Consider the following 17,206-nt stretch of genomic DNA (forward strand, 5'->3'; position numbering starts at 1 on the left):
GGGCTCGACGGCTGACCCCTCGCACGCTAACCTACCAAACACTTGTTAGGGAAGGAGGCGTGGATGTCCGATGCCCGCCCCGCACCGCAACAGCCCGTCCGCTTCGAGCGCCACGGCCCCGTCGCCGTGGTCACCATGAACCGTCCGGAGTACCGCAACGCCCAGAACTCCGCGATGACCTACGCCCTGGACCGGGCCTTCCACCAGGCGGCCGGCGACGACACGGTCAAGGTGGTCGTGCTGGCCGGGGCGGGCGGGCACTTCTCGGCCGGGCACGACATCGGCACGCCGGAGCGCGACGCCCACCTGCCGTTCGAACGCCGGGCCGGCCTGTGGTGGGATCACTCGGACAAGCAGGGCGCGGAGCGCCGCTTCGCCCGCGAGTCCGAGGTCTACCTGGGGATGTGCCGTCGCTGGCGGGAACTGCCCAAGCCGGTGATCGCCGCGGTGCAGGGCGCGTGCGTGGCGGGCGGCCTGATGCTCGCCTGGGTCTGCGACCTGATCGTCGCCTCCGACGACGCCTTCTTCGCCGACCCGGTGGTCCGCATGGGCATCCCCGGGGTGGAGTACTTCGCCCACCCCTGGGTGATGCCGCCCCGCATCGCCAAGGAGTTCCTCTACACCGGCGACCGGATGACCGCGCGGCGGGCCTACGAGATCGGCATGGTGAACCGGGTCGTGCCGCGCGGCGAACTCCACGACCACGCCATGGAGCTGGCCCGGCGGATCGCCGAGATGCCCCGCATGGGACTGGCGCTGACCAAGCGGGCCGTCAACCAGGCCGAGGACCTCCAGGGCCTGCACGCGGGCCTGGACTCGGTCTTCGGCCTGCACCATCTCGCCCACGCGCACAACGCCGAGACGGCCGGCGACCCGCTCGGCGGCATGGACGTCCGCGCGATGAAGGCGGCGGGCGGCTGATGGACGGGGCGTTCACCGCTGAGCAGGAGGCGTTCCGCGCGGAGGCCCGTGACTGGCTGCGCGGCCACGTCCCGCCCGAGCCTCTGCCGTCCCTGGAGACCGCCGAAGGCTTCGCCGCGCACCGCGCGTGGGAGCGGACCCTGGCGGCGGACCGCTGGTCGGTGGTGTCCTGGCCCGAGGAGTACGGTGGCCGTGCGGCCACCGTCTTCGAGTGGCTGGTGTTCGAGGAGGAGTACTGGGCGGCGGGCGCGCCCGGCCGGGTGAGCCAGAACGGCATCAGCCTGCTCGCCCCGACCCTCTTCGAGCACGGCACGGCCGAGCAGCGGGCCAGGATCCTGCCGCCCATGGCACGGGGCGACGTCATCTGGGCCCAGGCGTGGTCCGAGCCGGAGGCGGGCTCCGACCTCGCGTCCCTGCGCTCCACCGCCCGCCGCGTCGCCGGCGGCTGGCGCCTGAACGGCCAGAAGACCTGGTCGTCCAGGGCGGCGTTCGCCGACCGCGCCTTCGGGCTGTTCCGCAGCGACCCGGCGGCGGCCGAGCCGCACCAGGGCCTCACCTACCTGATGTTCCCGCTGGACGCGGACGGTGTGACCGTACGCCCCATCCGGCGGCTGGACGGCAAACCCGCCTTCGCCGAGCTGTTCCTCGACGACGTCTTCGTCCCCGACGAGGACGTCATCGGTGAGCCGGGGCAGGGCTGGCGTGTGGCGATGAGCACCGCCGGCAACGAGCGGGGCCTGACCCTGCGCAGCCCCGGCCGCTTCACGGCCGCCGCCGACCGGCTCACCGACCTGTGGCGCTCCACCGCCGACCCCGCCGACACCGCCCTGCGCGACAGGGTCGCCGACGTGGTGATCCGCGCCCGCGCGTACCGGCTGTACACCTACGCGGCGGCATCCCACCTGACCGCCGGGGGCACCATCGGCGCCGAGTCCAGCATGAACAAGGTCTTCTGGTCGGAGCTGGACCTCGCCCTGCACGAGACCGCCCTGGACCTGCTCGGCCCCCTGGGCGAACTCGCCGACACCGCCGACGAGGCGCCCTCGTACGGCAGGTGGGCCGAGGGCTACACCTTCTCCCTCGCCGGTCCGATCTACGCCGGCACCAACGAGATCCAGCGGGACATCATCGCCGAGCGGCTCCTCGGCCTGCCGAAGGGGCGCCGGTGATGCGGCTCCTTCTCGATCGGGAGCAGCGCCAGTTCACGCGTGCGCTGGACGATCTGCTCAGGGCCGCCGATACGTCTCGGACCGTGCGGGCGTGGGCGGCCGGGGACCCGGCGCCCGGCCGTGCCCTGTGGAACCGCCTCGCCGACATGGGAGTGTTCGCTCTCACCGTGCCGGAACAGTACGACGGCGCAGGTCACCATCTACGTGAACTCGCCCTTGTCTTCGTTGAGTTGGGCCGTCACGCCGTCCCCGGTCCGCTGGTCGAAACCGTCGCAGCGGCGGCTCTCCTGGGCCGACTGGGTGAGGACACGGCGACCGCCGCCGAGTGGTTGCCGCGGATCGCCTCCGGCAAGGCCATGGTCACGCTCTGCGTTCCGCCCGCCGCCGGCCCGTACGCCCTGGACGCCGACATGGCCGACGCGATCTTCGTCGTACACGGCGAGGAACTCCGCCTGGCCGACGCGGTCGGCCCGGTCCAGCCCTCCGCCGACCCCGCGCGCCGCCTGGCCCGGCCTCTCGGCGGCACCGTGGTGGCCCGTGGCCGTACGGTCACGGGCGCTCACGCCCACGCGTCCGAGGTCGCGATGCTCGCCACCGCGGCCCAGTGCCTCGGGCTCGGCCGCACCCTGCTCGACCGAACCGTCGAATACGCCGGACAGCGCCGCCAGTTCAAAGTCCCCATCGGGTCCTTCCAGGCCGTCAAGCACCGCCTGGCGGACACGCTCGTCGCGCTCGAGTTCGCCGCACCCCTGGTGCACGCCGCCGCGCTCGCGCTGGCCTCGGGCGACAGGGACGGCGGGCGGCAGGCCGCCGCGGCGAAGGCGGCAACCGGGGAGGCCGCATACGCCGCCGCCCGCACCGCCCTGCACCTCCACGGCGCCGTCGGCTACACCGACGACCTGGACCTCTCCCTGTGGATCCGCAAGGCCCGCCCGCTGCGCGACGCCTGGGGCACACCGTCGGCCTGCCGCGCCCGCGTCCTCGCCGACGTCGGCGTCGGCGTCGGCGTCGGCGTCACACCTCCCGGTGGTCGATGCCGAGCAGGCTCGCCGCGGCCCTGAAGTCGGCCGCGTGATGGCCGACGGCGAGGGACCAGTGGTGGCCGACGCCCGTGGCGCTCCAGGCGTCGACCCATTCGCCGGGATCACGGCCGAAGTCGACCCGGCTGGTGGTGTTGCCGATCTCCAGCAGGGGGCCCGGGACGACCGTGCCCTCGGAGGTGACGAAGGACAGGGTGCCGTCGGCGTCCTGGCCGAGGCCGAGGAGGGTGACGGGGCCGTGCCGGACGTCGAACTCCACGCTCACGCCCCAGCCGCGCTTGCCGTGGTAGACGCCGAGCCCGCGCAGCAGGGGGTCGCGGGAGCTGACCGCGAGGTGGCCGGGCCCGTCATGGCCCATCTCCACCACACCGTCCTCGAAGTCGAGGGCTTGAATCTCGGTGAAGGAACCTCCGCCTCCGACGCACTGGGTCGCCAACTGGGCGACGCTGGTGCGCAGTTCGTACTCGCCGGCCGCGGGCACGCCCCGGGCGGTGAGCAGGGAGGCGCCGAGGATCATGCCGGCGCCGAGCCGCTCGTGCAGTTCGCCGTCGAGTCCGCGGTGGTAGTACGCGAGGGTGTCGAGGCCGAAGTCCGCCACGAGCCGGTCGAGGGCGACCGACACGGTCGCTCCCCAGGCGAAGTCCTCGTCCACCACGCTGTCGTCGAGGGTGAAGATCCGCCGGGCGAGCGCCATGCGCTCCCGGGTCTCCGCCTCGGTGACCTTCTCCACCCGGTGCCGCAGGTCGTCGTACTCCAGGATCTCCACGTGCGAGCCGAACGTCGTGGGCAGCAGCGTCGGATCGGTCGACACGTCGAGCATCCCCGGGTACAGGTGCCCCATGAGGCCGTGCCGGGCGTGCCGCAGCGCGGCGCGGACATGGGCGGCGCGGATCCACTGCTCGATGCGCCGCCAGGCGGACTCCTGGCGCAGCCAGCCCGACACCGACCGGAAGGGGATGCCCGCGCGGCGGAAGACGTTGCCGACCTCGGGCACCGGGCACTGTCCGCAGTAGGCCAGCCAGGCCCCGGTGTCGAAGGACGCGTGGTCCATCCGCTCGGACGGCTGCAGGTCGATGACCAGGACGGGGGCGTGCGAGCGCTGTGCTATCGGCAGCACCATCGACGAGGTCAGGTAGGTGGTCAGGAACAGCACGATCAGGTCGCAGTCGGCCTGGCGCAGTTTCTCGGCGGCGAGCGCTCCCTCCTGGGCGTCGGAGATGAACCCGGCGTCCGTGACCTCCGCGTCCATGCCCTTCAGGCGGTCGGCGACGTAGCGGGCCGACTCCTGTAACTGCGGGAGGAGCCCTGGGAACTGCGGCCAGTAGGCGCCGAGTCCGCCCGCGACCAGTCCGATCCGGGTGCGGCGCCGGGTGACCGGCGGGAGCAGCTCGCGCAGTACGGCGGTCCGTTCGGTGGTCGGTTCGGCGGCGCGGTCCGCGGTCGTGCCCGTCCAGGGTTCGGTCGTTGCCATGGTCGGTGCTCCTTGTGAGGTCTGGTGAGATTCGGCTCAGGTCCGGGCGACCTTCAGGTCCGGCCGGGCGGGAGCGACGCCGGGAGAACGCGGTACGAGGACGCGGATGATGAAGGCACCCGCGAACGCCGACAGCACCATGCACGCGGTGATCGACCAGAGCAGCACGGACGCGCTGTACTCGGCCAGGGCGGGCGTGAAGAACGCGGCGACCGCGAAGACCCCGCGCGACAGGGCGTAGGTGAACCCCTGGGTGGTGCCGCGGGTGTCCGCGGGCAGGGTGAGCTGCGACCAGACCTTGTAGTTGGCCTCTCCGGCGAAGGGGTTGGAGAGCTGGTAGAGGACGAAGAAGACGAGCATGCCGACGAGGGCCCCGGCGGTCAGGGACGCGATGACGAAGGCGAGGACCTGCACGGCGGCGGCGGTGTAGAACAGCCGGTCGCGCCAGGGGCTGTCGGCGACACGGACGAAGGCGAGGGTCAGCAGCACGCCGATCGGGATGAAGGCCAGGTTGATCCCGGTGGCCAGGCTCTGTGAGGCGTCGCTGACGGTGACCAGCAGGTAGGTGCCGAACTGACCGAAGGTGTTGGCGCCCAGACCCCAGGTGACGTAGAAGACGAACGTCGCCGTCATCGGCAGCAGGGCGGCGCGTGTCCAGATGTTCCTCAGCGCGATGCCGCGCGGGACAGCCGCCTCCTCCTGCGTCCCCTCCGTCTCCTGGTCGGCGGCCCAGTCGTCGTTGGCCGCGTCCTGCTCGACGGACAGCTTCAGCCGGGCGCGCAGGAGCCACGTGACGAGTGCGGCGACGGCCAGTTGGCCGGTGATGAGCCTCGCTCCGGTCATGCCCGTGGTCGACAGGACGAAGCCGAGGAAGATGGCGACGGTGATGCCCAGCATCCACATGACCTGGGTGAAGGCCACGAGCCGGCCCCGCGCCCAGGCGGGGGCGGCGTCCGAGACCACGGCCAGGGAGGTGGGCAGGTCGGCGCCCGCCGCCAGTCCCGCGACGAGGACACCGGCCAGCAGCACGATGTCGTTGGGCGCCAGCGTGATGACGAGCGCGCCCAGGGCGAAGCAGAAGATGTCCCAATTGTAGACACGGCGGCGGCCGAACAGGTCGGCGAGCCCTCCGCCGACGAGGGATCCGACGGCGATGCAGATGGTGACGATCGCGCTGATCGCACCGGCCATCCACACGCCCATGTCATAACTGTCCCGGTAGATGGCCAGGTTGACGGAGATGCTGACGATCAGCCCGGCGTCGAGGTACGAGGCCATGCCCGACAGGGCCGCGGCCTTCCACAGGTGTTTCGGAATGGGTCGGATACCGGCCATGATGCGACTCCGTCGTCTTGTGACATCGCGGCTCCGGGGCCAGGTCGCAGCGAATATAGGGCGAGAAAAACGTTCCAACAAGGTGTCGCGCACACATCTGCCGCGCGGCGGCGGCCCGTTGCCCTGCTTCCCGGGCTCTGGCAGGAACGGTCCAGCTCGCCTACGGTGAAGGCGACTTAAAAACGTTTTAGGGGAAGGACCGCATCCGTGATCTCCCCCACCCTGCGGCAGCTCTTCGAGGATCCGCCCCGGGACTACGGCCCCACTCCCCTGTGGTGGTGGTCGGGCGCGAAGGTCACCCGCGAACGTCTTCAGTGGCAGATGCGCCGGTTCGCGGACGGCGGCGTCCACAACCTCGTGGTCATCAACCTGGCTCCGTCGGGCCCGAGTTGGGGCGCCCGGACGGACGAACCGGCGTGGTTCAGCGAGGAGTGGTGGGCCCGCTTCACCGACGCCTGCGAGATCGCCGCGGAACTCGGCATGCGCCTGTGGTTCTACGACCGGATCGGGTTCTCCGGCGCCAACGTCCAGGGCAGCGTCACCCGGCGGCACCCCGGGGCCGCCGGCCTGGCCCTGCGCCTGCGCACCGCGAGGGTCTCCCGGGGCACGGTCGCCCTGCGCGGCGCCGAGACGCTGGTGGGCGCGTACGACGCCGACGGCCGGCGCCTGCCGGTCACCGAGGCCGCGCGGATCGCGGCGGCCGACGGCAGCGACGTCCGGCTCGTCACCGCCGTCCCCACGGCGTTCGACTACCTGGACCCGCAGGCCGTCGGCCTGCTGATGGACGCGGTCCATGGCGAGTACGACCGCCGCGTGCCCGAGTACCTGGGCAACGTCATCGCGGGCAGCTTCCAGGACGAACTGCCGGGCACCACCCCCTGGAGCCGCCGCTTCGCCGAGGAGTTCCGCTCCCGGCGCGGCTACGACCTGCTCGACCACCTGCCGGCCCTGTTCGGCCCGGGTGCCGGCGCTCACGCGCAGGACATCCGCGCCGACTACCACGCCCTGCGCGCCGACCTCGCCGAAGAGGCCCTGTTCCGGCCGCTCGCCGCCTGGCACCGCGAGCGCGGCATGCTGCTGGGCTGCGACCAGAGCAACCCGGCCCGTGCGGGCTACCCGGCCCAGTCGACGCAGCTGTACACCGACTACTTCCGCACCCACCGCTGGTTCAGCGCCGCCGGCAGCGACCACCACGGCGACGCGAAGGTGCACTCCTCCATGGCCCACCTCTACGGCCACGAGCGCGTGTGGATCGAGGCGTTCCACTCCTCCGGCTGGGGCGGCACCCTGGAGGACACCTACGACTGGCTGCTGCCGTTCCTGCGCAGCGGCGCCAACCTGTACAACCCGCACGCCAGTTACTTCGGTACGGCGGGCGGCTGGTTCGAGTGGGCGCCGCCGTCCACGGACTGGCGCCAGCCGTACTGGAAGCAGTACCCCGCGTTCTCCCGGGCGGTGGCCCGGATCTGCTCGATCATGTCCTGGGGGAGCTACGCGGCCGACGTGGCGGTCCTGCATCCCACCGCCACCATGCAGGCCCTCCTGCCCCTGGACGCGCCCGTCCGCCACTTCGGCGACGCCCGGCTCGGCGACGGCCACGCCGAGGCCGACGAGACGCAGCGCCACTACCTGGACCTGTGCGGCACGAACAACTGGCTGCACCCCCGCATCGGCGCCCTGGACCGGCAGCGCGTCTCCTTCGACGTCATCGACGACGACTCCGTCCAGCGCGCCAAGGCCACGGACGGTGCCCTGCGGGTCAGGGACCTGGCGTACAGCGCGGTGCTGCTGCCCTCGGCGAGCGTCCTGGAGGAGGAGACGGCACGCCGACTGACCGAACTCCTCGACGTCGGTGGCCGGGTGGTGGTCGTGGGGCGTTTGCCCGCGACGGCCGCCGGCCTGGCCGGGGACGACTGCGTCGTCGCGGCGCTGCTCGCGCATCCGCGGCTGGAACGGGTGCCTGACGCCGAGGCCGGTGCGGCGGCGGTGGCCGACGCGGCCGGATACGCCACGGGCGAGGTGCCGCTGCTCGTCAGGAGGGGGGGGAACGAGGTGGTCGCCCTGGTGACGGGTGCCTTCCCCGACGCGGGCGTGCCCGAGTCGCGCACCGGCTCTCCCGGGCCGCGCGAGGAGTACGTCGTCGATCCCACGCGCTACGCCCGTACCTCCTCCGTCACCGTGCGCGCCCCGGTCGCCGAGGCCGAGGTCTGGGACCCGGCGACCGGCACCCGGAGTTCGGCGCGTGTGACCGTGTCCGGCGACGGCGTGTCCACCATCGAGGTGGCGCTGGACGGCGCCCCCGCCGCCCTCGTCGTATGGCGCGAGGGCTCACCGACGAGTACCGCGCCCACACAGCCACCGCCCGCGCCCGCGGAGTCCGTCGACGTCTCGACCGGCTGGCAGGGCCGTCTGGTCCCCACCATGGACAACACCTGGGGCGACCTGGCACTGCCCCCGGGAACGTCCGTGGAGGAGCCGCAGATCTGGGACATGCGGTGGACCGAGAGCGACGCACCGGACGCCGAGTGGCGGCGGACACGGGCGACGTACGGCAACCGGGTCCGTGTGCTGCCACCGGTGCCGTCGGGCCGGGCGCCCGAGCCGCTGGACGCCGCGTCCGCCGACCGGGTCGTGGCCGGAGAGCAGCCCCTCGTGCCACCGGACGAGGGATGGGACGTCACGGTCCACTCCTCCAGCCGTGGAATTCCGGATCCGGACGGGCTGCTCGGCAACAAGGCGCTGGTGCCCGAGGAGTTCGTACGCGTCCCGGTGCCGGACGGCGGAAGGGGCGCCCGGGTCCGGGCCGTCGTGGAGAGCGACCACCGGGGACCTGCCGACCTGCACATCGGTGCCGAGGCAGTCAAACGGGTGTGGTGGAACGGCGAGTTGCTGGACACGGGCGGCGGCGGGTATCTCGCCTCCGCACGGGTGAACGTGGGACGGGCCCGCAACGTGCTCGAGTACGAACTGTCCGGGGCGCAGGGCCGGCCCTCGGCGATCTCGGCCACCGCCGGCACCCCGCTGGGCAGTTACTTCTGCCTGTCCACGCCGGGCGGCTTCGGACCGCGCCCGCGTTTCATGCGGCTGCCCGACGGGGTCCGGCCGGACGGCCCGGTGACGTACCGGGCGCGGCTGCTGCTCCCGCGCGACGGCGCGGAGGCGGTGCTTGTCGTGGGGGCCTCGACGGCGGTCACCGTGCTGCTCGACGGTGCCGTCGTGGCGCGGCAGGAGAAGGTGGAGTACTACGAGTCGGACTGGGGCGCGGTACCGATGTTCTTCCGCCACGACCTCACGCTCGGGGCGGGTGAGCACGTGCTGGATGTCGTGACCGACGGGGTCCGTTCCCGGGACGCGGTGTTCGTCGACCTCGTGGCCCGGTCGGGGCCGGACGTGACCGCGCTGGTGAGCGGCGCCGGGTGGGAGGCCCGCACGGGTGGGTGGCGCGGCCGTACCGTCGAGGACCAGGCCAGGCGGGGCGAGGTGCAGCACTGTCACGCCGCCGTACGGCCGCATCCGTTGCCGGACACCGAGTGGCTCACCGGGCCGCCGCCGCTCGGCCGCGCCGTGCTGCCCGTGCGGTGCACCGACGACGTCCGTGAGGCGTCGCAGCGCTTCCGTTTCACGGTGCCCGCGGGCACCGTGTCGGTCGGCCTGCCGCTGGAGCTGCCCGCGCGGGTGCGGGTCGGCGACGGCCCGGAGTACGCCCTGGACGGCCAGGTGCTCACGCTGCCGCGGCCGGTGCGGGAGCCCACGCGGATCGAGGTCGTCACCGCGCCCACGGCCGTGCTGCGGGGCGGCTCCGCGTGGCGCGGGCCGGCGCGTGTGCGCACCGTGCCGGCGCCGCTGTCCCTGGGCGACTGGAGTGCGCTGGGGCTGGGCAGTTGGAGCGGCGGTGTGACGTACTCGCGTGCGCTGCGGGTGCCGCCGGGGCCGGACCCCGTGCTGGACCTGGGGCGGGTGCGGGGCAGCGTCGAGGTGTCGGTGGACGGGGAGCCCGTCGGCGAGGCGTTCTGCGCGCCGTACCGGTTCACGCTGCGCGGGGCCGCCGGGCGCGTCGTCCGGGTCGACGTGACCGTCCACAACACGCTCGCGCCGTATCTCGCCGAGGCCACACCGACGGCCTGGGCGTTTCCGTGCCAACGGGTGTCGGGTCTGCTGGGGCCGGTGACGCTCCGGATTCCGCGGGCCTCCTAGACGTCGGCCGGTGGCCGGGTGGAGTCCCGTTCGACGAGGCCGGGCGCGAAGACCCGGGCTTCGTGGACGTGTTCCGCGCGCGCCTCGATCTCGTCGAGCAGCATCTCGACGGCCGCCCGGCCGAGGTCCTCGACCGGCTGCCGGACCGTCGTCAGGGTCGTCGCCCCGAAACTCGCGATGTCCAGGTCGCCGTAGCCGACCACCTGGACGTCCTCGGGAATGCGCACGCCCCGCTCGGTCAGTCCGCGGCACAGCCCGGCGGCGAGGAAGTCGTTGGTGCAGAACACCCCGTCGGGCAGGTCCTCCAACTGGTCCGCGATCTTCGTGCCGTACGCCACCGTCATCTCCTCGGCGACGACCTGGTCCAGCCGCGCCTCGCGCCGGCTGCGCACGGCCTGGCGGGCGCCCTGGTACCGGTCGGCGCACTGGCGGATCCCGCGCTCGCCGTTGACGACGAGGAGGTCGCGCGCCCCGCGGTCCAGGAGGTGCTGTACGGCGATGCGGCCGCCGGCGATGTCGTCGACGGAGACGGAGCAGCCGTCCCGGTCCGGCAGGGCGCGGTCGGCCAGGACCAGCGGGATGCCGCGCTCACGCAGCCGGGTCAGCCGGCCCGGGTCGGCGCTCAGCGGAACGACGACGACGCCGACGGCCCGCTGCTTGACGAGCATGGTGAAGTAGCCCTGCTCCCGCTCCGGCGCGTCCCCGCTGTGGCAGAGCGCGAGGGCATAGCCGTGGTCGTACGCCGCCTCCGCCGCGCCTCGTGCGATGCGCGAGTAGAAGGAGTTGGCCACGTCGGGCAGCACCAGCCCGATGGAGGAGGAGTGCCCGGTGCGCAGTCCGGCGGCTCCCGGGTGCGGGACGTAGTCGAGTGCGGCGACCGCGTCGCGGACGCGTTCGGCGGTCCGCGCGTTGACGCGTTCGGGCCGGTTGAGCACGTTCGACACCGTGGACACCGAGACGCCTGCGGCGGCGGCGACGTCCTGAATGCGGGCGGGGCGTGCCGTGATGGCGTCCACCCCCTCGCTGTGACAGCCGTGCGACCAGGCACGACAGTGTCCTCATGGGCGACGCAAGTATAACGTCACGGCACCTAAAACGATTTGAGTCCCGGGTGGTCCGAGGGAGGGGCCGGGCGCGCCCGGTCCCTCCCTCGGTGGGTCAGGTGCGGGTCAGCGTGACCGTGTACTGCCGTGTCCGTGAACCGTCCTCGCTCCTCACGGAGACGAGGTGGACGGTCCCGGCGTCGGACGTGCCGTCCTTGCCGACCGTGACCGTCGCGTACGGGTCACGGGCCGTCGCCGTGACCGGGGCCCGGTCCGGATGCGCGGTCCTCACGCGGTAGTCGGTCGTGTCGGGGTCGAAGCCGGGCACGGGCACACCGGCCACCTCGATCGAGGCCGCAGCGGCGTCCGGGGAGGTGCCGGGTGTCTTGGCGTACAGCTCGATCTCGCCGAGGGTGATGTAGCCGCCCGGGCGGGCCGTCATGACCACGCGCACCGCGGTCGCCGGACCGGGTGCGTTCACCGGGACGTCGGCCACCGGTGTGCCCTCGGTGCCGACGTCGACGGTGTCGCTCGCGTCGGCCCACGTGCCGTCGGCGCCTCGCACCTGCACCTTCAGGGACTGCGCGAAGCTGACGTTGCCGCCGTCCCGGTGGAAGTGGGTCACGACCCGGGTCAGGTCGCGGGCCGCCGGCAGGGTGAAGGTGATGGTGTCGGAGGGGTTCTTCGCACCCGGTTTCCAGTTCGACCAGGCCTTCTCGGACAGGCTGCCGTCGCGCAGGCCGTCGGCGGAGTAGCCGCTCTCGGTGAACGTGGCGCCGACGGCCACGTTCTCGTCGAGCGCCGCGTTCGTCTCCCGGTGTGCGGTGACCTGCACGCGTACGGTCGCCGGCACCGTGGTGCCGCCGGGGACGCGGGCGGTGCCGCGCAGGGTCACCACGCCGGTGTCGTCGAACGCGTCTGCGGGGGCCGGGTCCCAGGTCACCGGAAGGTCCGGGGTGCCGCCGTGCCGGCCGACGCCCACGACGGTGGCGGGCAGATCGGGCCGTCCGCCCGGGTAGGTCTTGGCGCGGGCGGGGCGGGTGGAGGTGATCGTGTCCACGGTGACGACCGCCTCGGCGGGTACGGTCCTGCCGCGCGCGTCGGTCGCCTCGCCCTTCACCCGCACCGTGCCGGGCTTGCGCCAGCGTGAGTCGGACGGCGGCGCCCAGGTCACGGGGAGGGTGCCCCGGGCTCCGTCGCGGAAGACGGGCGTCACGGTCGTGGGCAGTTCGGGTGCCCGGCCGGGGACGGTGAACGCCTCGGCCGGTTGCGTGCGGAGCACCGTCTCGTCGGTCACGGTCCAGCGCTGGCCGGCGTTGGAGGTCGGCAGGAAGGCCGACACCCGGGCGCCGTCCGCGCTCGACTGCCCGACGACATCGAGCAGTCGGCCGGTGGCGGCGTTGACGAAGGTCCAGGTGCCGTCCCCGGTCGTCGACATGATCCACTGTGCCGCCGCACCGGAGTCGCCCCTGTCCTCCAGGACGGCCTCGTCGCCGCGCACCGCGAGGCGCCGGCCCGTCCCCGCGTTGACGAGGGCGTAGCGCTCACGGTTGCCGCTGCCACGGGTCAGTTTCCGCACGGACCACAGCTGGGCCTTCGCGTTCGGGTCGGTCGTGCGGACGACGACGCCGTTCCCGTCGTCGGACGGAGCCAGGGACTTGCCGCTCTGCGCGCCCTGCAGCCGGTACACGTGGTCGCGCTGGACGAGGGGAGCGTCCTTGGCCGTGCCGGAGACACCGTCGACGAGGAAGCTGGTCACCGACTTCGCCGGAACGGTCAGCGTGGCGGAGGCGCCGGTCACCTTCACCGGCGTGCCCCGGACGAGCGCTCCGTCCGTGCTGGTCACCACGGGGGTCACGGAGGCGCCGGGCGCGACGCGCCGGAACCGTGAGAGGTCCAGGGTCACGGCGCGCGGGGTCGTGTCGTTGTTGACGTGCACCACGGTCGCCCCTCGGCCGGACTTGCGTACGGCGGCGACGCTCGACCGGTCGTCGACCTTCACGAAGTGGTCCCCGGGCCGGATGTGGTGGGTGAAGTTGCGCAGGGTGTGGAACTTGGTGTTGGCGCGGATCGGGCAGGTCTCCAGGGTGTCCGTGGCCGTGCAGGTGAACGGGATGTGGATGCTGCCCCAGTTCTTGCCCGCCTGCGCCTGCGGGATGGAGTCCTCGATGGGCTGCCACAACACCCAGGCGGAGGGCTCGAGTTCGCGCATGTCGTCGACGATGCGGGTGGCGATGCCGAGCCCGGGCTCCATGCCGGTGAAGTCGGTGCCCGTCCCCCAGGTGCCCTCGACCTCGCTCATCCAGAACTTCTTGTCCGCGGCCTTGGCGCTGTCGCGTGCGCTGGTGCGCATGCCGGTGCCGTAGGTGTGCACGTTGAGCTGGTCGACAGCGGCCCGGGCCTGGTCGTCGTAGGCGTTCCAGTTGCGTACGAAGGTGCTCGGGTTGGTCTCGTCCATCGCGGAGACGGTGGCGCCGGTCCGGGCGTTGTCCAGGGCGCGGCGCAGGGCCAGCACGACCTTCTGCTGGAGCTCGGGGCCGGCGTGCGCGCCTTCCTGACGTCCGCCGGTGGGCCGGCCGTCCGGACCGATCTGGGTGCCCCAGTAGTTGGTGTTCGGCTCGTTGAGCGGGGCGATGGTGTCGAACCGGATGCGGTGCTTCTTCTCCAGGTGTTCGGTGACCCGCACCAGGTAGGTGGCGAAGTCGTCGACGCGGTCGGCGCGGATCTGGTCGGTGTTGGCGTCGAAGCCTCCGGAGACGTATCCGCTGACGGTCTGGAACCACGGCGGCGAGTTGCTGAACGCCTCCCAGCGGGTCACCTTGTCCTTGATCCGGTCCACCCACCAGCGCTGGTTGGCGTCGGCGGCCCAGTTCCAGTGGTCCGGATCGTCCGGGTCCCACCAGTCCATGTCCTGCCGGGTGGTGCCCTCGGGGGCCTTCCAGAAGCCCTCCATGGTCGCGCCGGTCTTCATGTAGTCCTTGCGGACGTCGGGGGCGTTGCCGCCGCCGATGTTGTAGCGCGCGATGTTGAGGCGGAGGCCGTCGTCGCCGAACAGCATGTCGACGAGCTTGTTGCGGATCGGGTCCGGGTAGCCGCCGGTGACGTTGGCGAACCACACCAGGCTCGTTCCCCATCCTTCGAACTCCTGCTGCCGGTAGGAGGGGTCGATCCGTACCGTGACCGCGCTGCCGGGCGGGTCGGCGGCGGTGGCGGACGGCAGGGCCACCAGGCCCGCGCCGAGTGCCAGGGGAACGGTGACCGCCAACGCCCGGACGAGGCGATGTCTGCTGGACATGGCTTCCCTTCGGGAGGTCCTTTGATCGAACGATCGAACAGAACCGCGCAGAACCAATCGAGCTGCCCGAATATTTGAGGACGGGAACCAACACGTCAAGAGACAGGGCGAGTTCACGGCCATCGTGTGGACATGCGCAGACCTCTTGAGGACCCGGGCGGGCGCGCGCGGAGGACATCTGCGCCGAAGTCTCCCCCGCAGCACCACCGATGGGGCGCCGCTGCACGCGGCATGCCGCTTCCCTCTGGAGGAGAGGCCCGCGGCCGGGGGGTGAACGGCCTCGGCGGCACCGAGCCCCCGTGCGCTCTTCTGCTCAACTTCCGTCTCTCGTAACGTCATTCCCGTCCTGTTTTGAAGTGAGCATGGCGACGGAAGGGTCTTCATGGGCAGAGGTCTGCTTTCGCTGGTTCTCAGCGCGGTCACCGGCGCCGCGCTGCTCACCGCGCCGGCGAGCGCCGCGCCGCCCGGCCCGTCCGATGTGTACCGGCCGGTCCGCGGCCCGGCCGCTCCCGCGGAGTACCGCTATCTCCAGAAGACCCTGCCGGGACAGCCGATTCCCCGCCACGCCCATGACCTGGCCGCGGCGCAGGCCCGGGAACTGCCCGTCGTCGGCGGACGTTGGAAGAACGTCGGCCCCACGAACATCGGCGGGCGGATCGTCTCCCTCGCCCTCGACCCGAAGCGCGCCGACACCCTGTACGCGGCGGCCGCGAGCGGCGGCCTGTGGCGCAGCACCGATGCCGGGGAGACGTTCCACTCGGTGTGGCCCGACCATCTGACGCAGGCCATGGGCGCGGTCGCCACCGCCCCGGACGGCACCCTGTACGTGGGCACGGGTGAGCCCAACCCGGGCGGCGGCAGCATCACGTACGAGGGGACGGGGCTGTACCGCAGCAGGGACGGCGGCCGCAGCTGGACGCCGCTCGGCCTGCGCGACTCGGGCGCGATCAGCGCCATCACCATCGACCCCGCCGACCCCCGCCGTCTCTACGTCGCCGCGGCCGGATCGCTCTACAACGGCGGCGGCGACCGGGGCGTGTACCGCTCGCAGGACGGCGGCGCCACCTGGGAGCGGATCCTCGCCGGTGCCAACGAGTTCACCGGCGCCACCGAGATCGTGGTGGACGGGGACCGGCTGTACGCCGTGCTGTGGGACAAACGCCGCCGCCCCGACCTGCGGACCTACGGCGGTGTGGGCTCCGGTGTCTTCCGCTCCACAGACGGCGGCGAGACCTGGCGACGACTCGGCGGCGGGCTGCCCGAGCAGGGCCCCGACGTCGGGCGCATCGGCCTGGGCGTCGCGGGCGAGAGGCTCTACGCGATCGTCAACAAGGCCGGCGGCTCCTTCGAGGGCTTCTACGCCTCCTCCGACGGTGGCGACCACTGGACCCGCACTCCCGCCGACGAGGACCTCGCCAACTCGCAGTCCAGCTTCGGCTGGTGGTTCGGCAAGGTGTGGATCGACCCGCGGGACACCGAGCACGTGCACGTGGCCGGGGTCGCCCTGCTGACCACGAAGGACGGCGGCACCACCTGGAGCGCCGACGACACGAGCATGCACGTCGACCACCACGCGATGGTGTGGGACCCGCGCCGCCCCGGCCGCGTCTACCTCGGCAACGACGGCGGCGTCTACCGCTCCGACTCCGGCGGCGACGGCGGCTGGGTCAAGTCCCGGCACCAGCCGTACACCCAGCTCTACAGCGCGGCGATCACCCCGCAGGACGTCACCAGGATCTCGGGCGGCTCCCAGGACAACGGCTCGCTGCGCTCCTGGGGCGGGGAGAGGTTCAACGAGTACCTCGGCGGCGACGGCGAGGAGAACCTCATCGACCCGGCCGACGTGAACAACGTCTTCGCCTGCTACCAGTACGGCAACTGCTTCTCCTCCACCGACGGCGGCGACACGCTCACGTACTTCGCCGACCGGACGACGTACCAGCGCCGCAACTGGTTCACGCCGATGGCCTTCGACCCACGCGATGCGAAGGTCCTCTACTACGGCTCCGAGGTCCTCAACCGCTCCACGGACGGCGGTGAGACCTGGCGGCCCATCAGCCCCGACCTGACCGGCGGCCCGGGCCCCGACCCCCTGTACGCCAACTACGGCACCATCACCTCGATCGCCCCGGCGAGCGACGGCCGCACCGTGTACGTGGGAACGGACGACGGCCGCGTCTGGGTCACCAGGGACCTGGGGGCCACCTGGACGAAGCTGGCTCAGGGACGCCCCTGGGTGACCCGGGTGGTCGTCGACCCCAAGAACCCCGACCGCGTCTGGACCACGCACTCCGGCTACCGCTCCGGCTCCCCGCTTCCCCACGTGTACGGCAGCGCCGACGGCGGCAGGCACTGGCGGAACCTGTCGGGCGACCTCCCGGCGGCGCCCGTCAACGACCTGGTCGTGGCACGCGGCGGCATCCTCCACATCGGCACGGACCAGGGCGTGTTCACGTCCGTCACGGGCGGCGGCCGCTGGCTGCGCCTGGGCCGCGGCATGCCGCAGGTACCGGTGGACGACATCGAGTACGACGCGAAGCACCACCGCCTGGTGGCCGCGACGTTCGGGAGGGGCTTCTACGAGCTGACCACCCCCTGAGCCGTGTGCGCGACGTGCCGGAAGCGGTTTCCGGCCCCGACTCCTAGACGAGTAGTTCCGATTGTGGGCTTCACGGACGCAGGGAGGGTGTCCAACATCGGGTTGTGACGACCGAGTTAGACACCCTCTTGACCGCACT

At 72.4% G+C, this 17,206-nt stretch carries 9 protein-coding genes; 5 read left to right on the top strand and 4 right to left on the bottom strand.

The features are described from left to right. Positions 1–63: 63 nt before the first annotated feature. From ACYVMZ_RS32375 to ACYVMZ_RS32385, 3 genes are read left to right on the top strand one after another with little or no spacing between them, the layout of a single operon-like run. A complete protein-coding gene (locus tag ACYVMZ_RS32375; protein ID WP_461086042.1) occupies positions 64–921 on the top strand; it encodes an enoyl-CoA hydratase in 858 nt (285 codons plus the stop codon). Then, positions 921–2,090: an acyl-CoA dehydrogenase family protein gene (locus ACYVMZ_RS32380; RefSeq protein ID WP_461086044.1), complete on the top strand. Its 1,170-nt coding sequence runs from the start codon at positions 921–923 to the stop codon at positions 2,088–2,090. Before ACYVMZ_RS32375 ends, ACYVMZ_RS32380 begins: the two co-directional genes overlap by 1 nt. Continuing rightward, a complete protein-coding gene (locus ACYVMZ_RS32385) occupies positions 2,090–3,151 on the top strand; it encodes an acyl-CoA dehydrogenase family protein (protein ID WP_461086046.1) in 1,062 nt (353 codons plus the stop codon). The genes ACYVMZ_RS32380 and ACYVMZ_RS32385 overlap by 1 nt, the downstream gene beginning before the upstream one ends. On the opposite strand, the gene ACYVMZ_RS32390 is transcribed toward ACYVMZ_RS32385, so the two are convergent. Both ACYVMZ_RS32390 and ACYVMZ_RS32395 read right to left on the bottom strand, forming a co-directional pair. Further along, the gene (locus ACYVMZ_RS32390; protein WP_461086048.1) at positions 3,105–4,601 is read right to left on the bottom strand and encodes an arabinose isomerase; all 1,497 of its coding nucleotides are present in this window, start codon (positions 4,599–4,601) and stop codon (positions 3,105–3,107) included. The two genes, ACYVMZ_RS32385 and ACYVMZ_RS32390, sit on opposite strands and share 47 nt — an antisense overlap. 36 nt (positions 4,602–4,637) lie before the next feature. Then, positions 4,638–5,936: an MFS transporter gene (locus ACYVMZ_RS32395; protein ID WP_461086050.1), complete on the bottom strand. Its 1,299-nt coding sequence runs from the start codon at positions 5,934–5,936 to the stop codon at positions 4,638–4,640. Positions 5,937–6,143: 207 nt separating this feature from the next. Here ACYVMZ_RS32395 and ACYVMZ_RS32400 point away from each other — a divergent pair, with 207 nt between their 5' ends. Then, the gene (locus tag ACYVMZ_RS32400; protein ID WP_461086052.1) at positions 6,144–10,130 is read left to right on the top strand and encodes a glycosyl hydrolase; all 3,987 of its coding nucleotides are present in this window, start codon (positions 6,144–6,146) and stop codon (positions 10,128–10,130) included. Here the strand turns inward: ACYVMZ_RS32400 and ACYVMZ_RS32405 are convergent. Continuing rightward, a complete protein-coding gene (locus ACYVMZ_RS32405) occupies positions 10,127–11,146 on the bottom strand; it encodes a LacI family DNA-binding transcriptional regulator (protein ID WP_461086054.1) in 1,020 nt (339 codons plus the stop codon). The two genes, ACYVMZ_RS32400 and ACYVMZ_RS32405, sit on opposite strands and share 4 nt — an antisense overlap. Before the next feature lie 142 nt (positions 11,147–11,288). Continuing rightward, on the bottom strand, positions 11,289–14,468 hold the full coding sequence (locus ACYVMZ_RS32410; protein WP_461086055.1) for an RICIN domain-containing protein: 3,180 nt from the start codon (positions 14,466–14,468) through the stop codon (positions 11,289–11,291). 382 nt (positions 14,469–14,850) lie between these two features. On the opposite strand from ACYVMZ_RS32410, the gene ACYVMZ_RS32415 reads away from it, so the two are divergent. Beyond that, the gene (locus ACYVMZ_RS32415) at positions 14,851–17,067 is read left to right on the top strand and encodes a WD40/YVTN/BNR-like repeat-containing protein (RefSeq protein WP_461086057.1); all 2,217 of its coding nucleotides are present in this window, start codon (positions 14,851–14,853) and stop codon (positions 17,065–17,067) included. Positions 17,068–17,206: the final 139 nt, after the last annotated feature.

This window comes from Streptomyces deserti (assembly GCF_054782695.1).